Origin of the sequence: uncultured Mycobacterium sp. (assembly GCF_964249325.1) — a bacterium.
Taxonomy (GTDB): Bacteria; Actinomycetota; Actinomycetes; order Mycobacteriales; family Mycobacteriaceae; genus Mycobacterium.
Map to the genome: position 1 here is coordinate 1 of NZ_CAXUCH010000264.1, position 5,713 is coordinate 5,713.

Below are 5,713 nucleotides of genomic sequence, written 5' to 3' on the forward strand. Positions count from 1 at the left end.
ACACTGCTCTGCGGTGGGACCACGCTGGGCGGCGGCACCGGACTCGGCGATGGCGGCGGGGAGCTGAGCGGCGGCGGGGCTACAGGCTTGGTGCTCTGCGGCGCCGGAGGCGCATGATGTTCGGTGGTGCTTGTCAGCGAGTACGCCACTCCGCCGATTGCGATCATCGACATAAGGGCAGCGAGCCCGATGGCCAATTGCGGCAGACGGTATCGCCGCCGCTTCCGTTTCCGCTCGGCGGGTGGCTCGATGGTTGGCAGCAGTTGCGACGGGGCGGCGCGGGCATCGTCGGGGTAGGAGCTGTAGAAGGAACCGGTGAATGGCAACGGTTCCTTGCCGCTGTCGTCGGCTTCCGACCAGGCCAATTGGCGAGGCGTCGCGTCATCGCCGAGAAGCGCATCGCCGTTGATTGCGCCGAAGCCACCGGTAGACAAGCCGAAAGCGTCGTCTAGCGTGCCGACCGCACCATCCGCTGTGCTGAAAGTCCCCGTCGGCGAAGCGAAGCCGCCTGTCGACGCACTCAAGCTGCCCGTGGAGGCGCCGGCCATCGCCGCCACCGCCGTCGGTGCTTCGATCTCGTCCTCTGCCTGCCCATCCACTGGGGGTTGCCCCGCGATCATCATCGCCCCGACTGCAGCGGCGAGCTCAGGTTGCACAGCCGTCACGACAGGTGAGTTAGCGTGAGACGAAAGGCGTTGCGCAACCGAGGGTATTCTCGCCATACCGCCGGCCATCGCCACCGCGGCGAGGTCCTTGCGGTCTATCTTGTTGCGCATCAACATCTCGTCGAATGCGACAAACACACCGCAGAGCCGATCTTCGACCATGCTGCCCAGATCGGCTCGAGTAATTCGGATTCGGGCGCCTTGTCCCGCAAGTTCAGTGGCCAGTTCGGTCGCTTCATCGGTCGACAGGCGCTCCTTGGCCTTGCGACATTCCTCGAGTAGCTGGGCCAAGTCCCCCACCGCAGCGGTGCTGGCGGGATCGGCCTGGCCGGTGTGACCGATGCCGTCCAACGCGTGCATCATCAGGACCTGGTCAATCGCCTCGCCGGAAAAGTCGCGACAGCGCAGCGTTTTCGCAATAGGCGTGAAGCCGGTCGCAGCATCAGCCAGCGTGATGCTGGTGCCGCTCGCTCCGAAGTCGAACAGGGCCACCACACCGGCAGCCGGCAGGCGTGCCTGACTGTTCAACGCCGTCAACGCTGTGACGGCATCGGAAACGAGGCGCGGCGCCATGCCGATTCTGGCGAAACCCGCGTGGGTACTCAGCGCTTCCTGCAACGCGCGCAGTGCTTGGAGTTCCCAGTGCGCGGGTGCCGCGATCGCAATATTCGAAGTCGATGCGTCAGCACCTGTGGCTGCGATCATCGCGTCGAGCGCCTCGACCAGCAACAGCGCCGGGTCGTGATCCGTTCCGGTAGCCGACACCACGGCGTTGCAATCACCAACCCTTTCGACAAAGCCGGTCATCCGTATGCCGGACCCAGCCGAATGCGAATCTTCCAGGGGGACAAAGAGTTCCGGTGAGCAGTGCGAGTAGAGGGTCAACACAGCGCGGCGGGTGACGGTCGGACTGCCGTTACGCACCGCGACTAGGTTGGTGGTCCCGATCGACAACCCCAACGGGTCGTACATAAAGCGAATACTTTCGTCGATAGCGGTCGGTGGCCAGCGTCAACCATAGCCACGATGTGCACTTTTCCGAATCGGGCACAACCTCATTGGTATGCGGTCGATGCGGTTGTGTCACCGAAGTGATATCGCCATCGTCTTGACAGGTTCCGCCGATCTCACACCACAGTCAGTGGCAGCGATCGCCTCGGCTGGAACTGGAATGTCGATCCGCGGCTGACCTTGGCGGTCGATACCTCGGGCAATTCGCCAGCCGGTGTGTCAGTTTCGACGAAATCTGCGGTCCAGTCGCTGCTGGTCCCGGTGACCTGAACCTGAATATGCGGGTCCACCGCGGTGGCGATCGCCTGCAGCGGCTGAGTGGATTGCGGCGAACACAGCGCTATCCAGGCACCGTCGTCGTGAGCCGGGGATCGCTGCACCACCAGCCGCTGGCCGGCAATCTCGGCCACAACGTAGCCGGCGGGATTAAGCAGTGGATGCAGTTCGAGAACCGCTAAGACACCGCCGATCCCGCCAGGTAGCGACAACGCCCGCTGAATCCGTTCGGCACCAAGCCCAGCCACGCCGGTCAGCTGCCGGATGCACACGGAGCTGGCCAAATCGGCGGCGGCCCTCGCCCGCGCCTGCACGGCGATCGCAAATGACAGATACAGCAGATGCATCTGCAAACCCACCTCGTCGGCGATGCGCACCAGCGCCGAATGCGAGAACGCGCCGAAGTCGAGATCGGATACCAGCGGGCCCGAGTAGTCGGCTTGGCCTTCATCGGCACGGTCGATCGCGTCGAGTTCCCATGTGGCGGCGCGGGTTTGACGCACGATGTCGAGCGCCGGGATGCCCTCGGCAGGCGGGTAGGACTCGTCGATGATGACCGTCCACGCACAGTGCGGATGCCGGTCCGACGGCACCCGGGGCGGTCGGTGGATGGGACGCATCTGTGCTCGCGGATTGGTCGCCACCGCGGTGGCATCGAAGGTCGGGTCCTCGATGGTGTGACACATGCCGAAGACGTACTCGTCGCCGATGGGTTCCACGTCGAGCAGGGCGCCGCAATGGTCGAGGTGGAACTCGCCGTGCCAGCGGTCGTGCACGGTGTAGCGGAAATCCATGAACTGCGGCGGCGCGCCGATATCGAGCTGTAGCCCTTTGAAGATGGTGGGCACATCGTCGCCCTCGTAGTTCAGCGCACGCTGCATGCGTTTGGTGTAGACGGGGCTGGCGCCGGCCCACTCCTCGATGGCGATCTGCAGCATCTCTTCGTGGCCGAACTCCTTGATGCACCACGCCATGCCGGAGCGGTCGATCATGTGCCCGATCAGCAACAGTTCCGGGAGCAAAACGGCCAGTTGCTCGCGCGACAGCCGCGCGTATCGGGATTCGCTCACGACTTAAAAAATAGATGCGACTATGTTATAAAGTCAACGATGACCGTTACGGCAGGCCGTTCCGTCGCGCCCACGCGACGCACCGCCGCGCCCCGCAAACGCGGGGACCGGACGCGAACCAAAATCATCGAGGAGACGGTCCGCTGCATCATCGAGGAAGGGTTTGAAGCCGCCACCGCCAAGCACGTCGCCGAACGCGCGGGCGTGACGTGGGGCGTCATCCAATACCATTTCGGCGACCGCAACGGGCTGCTGATGGCCGTCGTCGACGACGGGGTGGCGAAACTGCTCGACAGCCTGTCGTCGGCCGATGTCAGCGAATTGCCGCTACGACAGCGCATCGAGGTCGTCGTCGATACGGCGTGGGCGTGCTACAGCAGCCCTACATCGTTGGCTGCCTTCGAGATTCTGCGATCCACTCGCGGCTTGGGCGAGTCCTCGCGACGTCATCTCTTCGAGATCAACTCTGCGATCAACCGGCTGGGCTCCTTGATCTCCGATGACCCAGCCGATGATGGCGTGGCCGAAGTGATTTGGGCGACGCTACGTGGCGTGGTGCTCGCCCATATGCTCACCGGTCTGCCGATCGACTGGCAGCGGGAGCGCCGAGCGTTGATCGATATGGTCACCCATTACCTACAGCGTTGTGCTCCAATGACGTGATGAGCTCTCACCCCTCCGCGCACGCCGCCGCCGACATCGCCGCAATCGAACAGGTCAAGTACCGCTACCTGCGGGCGTTGGACACCAAGCACTGGGACGACTTCGCCGACACCCTGACCGAGGACGTCACCGGCGATTACGGATCTTCGGTCGGCGAAGAACTGCACTTCACCAACCGCACCGACCTGGTCGACTACATACGATCGGCGCTGGGTCCTGGCATCATCACCGAACACAGGGTCACCCATCCGGAGATCACGGTGACCGGCGACGAGGCCTCGGGCATGTGGTACCTGCAGGACCGCGTCATCGTCCCCGAATTCAACTTCATGCTGATCGGCGCGGCGTTCTACCGCGACCGCTACCGGCGCGCCGACGAAGGCTGGAAGATCAGCGCCACCGGCTATGACCGGACGTATGAGGCGACAATGTCCCTGGCCGGCCTGGACTTTAAGGTGAAGCCCGGACGCGCGTTGGCCTGACCAGGCGCGGGCCGAGCGTGAACTTTGCGACGCGACACGCCGAAAATGCGTCGCATAGTTCACAGTCGAGTGTTGATCTGGGCCTATTGCCCGATCGCCATCAGCGCGCCAGGTTGCAGCCAACGAATGATCTGCACCAGCGTGTCGTCGTCGATGGCCACGCATCCCTCGGTGGGTCCGCCGTCTGTGGTATGGAAAAAAAACGCCGCCCCGTTGCCGGGGACGCGAGCGGTGTTGACGCCCATTACCACCGCATGTTTGTACTGCGGGATGTCGAGGTTCTCGCTTGCGGCGGTGTTGAATTGGCACTGGTCTTGTCGGCAGACCTGCATGGTGTTGAAAGAGGGACTGTGGTCGTCGCCGCTCCACCAGTGGTCGGGACCGACCTGCACGTATTTAAGCCCGCCACCGGGATTCGGCGCGGTGCCAAATGCGTACGGCAGCGTGAACACTCCCATCGGGGTTGCCGGGTATCCGCTCTTTGCCTGGGGCGCCAACCCCGCCGATCCGACATGGGTGGGTATGCCGGCCGCGATCGCCTGCCAGCCTGTGGCGGTGCGCTGATATACATCCATCTTGGCGTTCGAACCGCCCACTCCGACAACCGAAATCACTTGGTTGGCATTGCCGACGGAGCGTGCGAACCATGGGTTCACCACCGCAGCACTCAGCGGCGCGACCGCCAGTGTGAAGCCGACCGCGCACACTGCAGCGCACAGCAGGCCCACCAGTCGGCGCACCGTTTCATGATCGGCGCGGCTGAATCTCAGGGTCAAGTAAAGATTTCGACTCGATTAGGTCACCGCCCGCTGTCGAGCCGGCATCAGCCGATGACGCATCGGGGATCCGCCTCTATGATCGGTGCGGATGTCCTCGTCAGGTGGCGAGAAGAGTTGGCCAGCTTAACTTTTGAAGCGACCAGCTGTTGCGCTCCTCCGCGACGCGGTCATCGATGCCGACCGTGTGCCGGTTGACCGCCTTGCCCAACTGACTGGCCGCACCGAATGACCAACCTATCCCCAGGGGGATCAGAGCGCCCGATGACACCGACGAATCGCCGTACGACGCCGTCTGACCAAGAGCAAACCACTCGGCTCGGGGTGGTGAGCGAGGAGCGCTCACCGCTCACCGTCTGGCTCGGGTCGGCGATGTACACCTTTCCCGCCGACCGCGACGTCACCGTGGGCCGCGACCGCGACTGCGACATCTGTCTGCATGACGGCGATCGCGCCAAGCTTGGCCTGATATCGCGCATGCACGCAATCTTGCGGTTCGACGGGGCGCAGTGGGTTGTGGTGGACAAAAGCCAGAACGGTGTTTTCGTCGACGGGGTGCGTGTCCCGATGCTCCCGATCGGCGACCGCCAGAGGATTACACTCGGCAGCCCGCGCGGACCACAGCTGACCTTCCGTGCCGCGACGTCCGTGCCGGCCTCTGAACCGCGTAATCCCCCGACGCTGGAACGCATGCCGTCCAACCAGAATCAAGCTGGCAGCGCTCAAACGACCCGGTTACCCCGGCCGGTGATTGCACCGCCGCCTGGACC

At 63.9% G+C, this 5,713-nt stretch carries 6 protein-coding genes; 3 read left to right on the plus strand and 3 right to left on the minus strand.

Translation table 11 applies throughout. From position 1 onward, the window contains the following. A partial coding sequence (locus ACFE99_RS22050; RefSeq protein WP_375488570.1) for an Hsp70 family protein occupies positions 1-1,637 on the minus strand: 1,637 nt, incomplete at its 3' end. Positions 1,638-1,792: 155 nt separating this feature from the next. Beyond that, positions 1,793-3,022: a hypothetical protein gene (locus ACFE99_RS22055; RefSeq protein WP_375488572.1), complete on the minus strand. Its 1,230-nt coding sequence runs from the start codon at positions 3,020-3,022 to the stop codon at positions 1,793-1,795. A gap of 39 nt (positions 3,023-3,061) precedes the next feature. On the opposite strand from ACFE99_RS22055, the gene ACFE99_RS22060 reads away from it, so the two are divergent. Continuing rightward, entirely contained in the window at positions 3,062-3,685 is a 624-nt protein-coding gene (locus ACFE99_RS22060; RefSeq protein ID WP_375488574.1) for a TetR/AcrR family transcriptional regulator, read from the plus strand. Next, the gene (locus ACFE99_RS22065) at positions 3,685-4,167 is read left to right on the plus strand and encodes a nuclear transport factor 2 family protein (protein WP_375488576.1); all 483 of its coding nucleotides are present in this window, start codon (positions 3,685-3,687) and stop codon (positions 4,165-4,167) included. Before ACFE99_RS22060 ends, ACFE99_RS22065 begins: the two co-directional genes overlap by 1 nt. Before the next feature lie 83 nt (positions 4,168-4,250). On the opposite strand, the gene ACFE99_RS22070 is transcribed toward ACFE99_RS22065, so the two are convergent. Then, positions 4,251-4,907 carry a L,D-transpeptidase gene (locus ACFE99_RS22070; RefSeq protein WP_375488578.1) on the minus strand — a complete coding sequence of 219 codons (657 nt, stop codon included), beginning with the start codon at positions 4,905-4,907 and terminating at the stop codon, positions 4,251-4,253. A gap of 300 nt (positions 4,908-5,207) precedes the next feature. Here ACFE99_RS22070 and ACFE99_RS22075 point away from each other — a divergent pair. Continuing rightward, on the plus strand, positions 5,208-5,713 hold a 506-nt coding region (locus ACFE99_RS22075), incomplete at its 3' end, for an FHA domain-containing protein (RefSeq protein ID WP_375488580.1).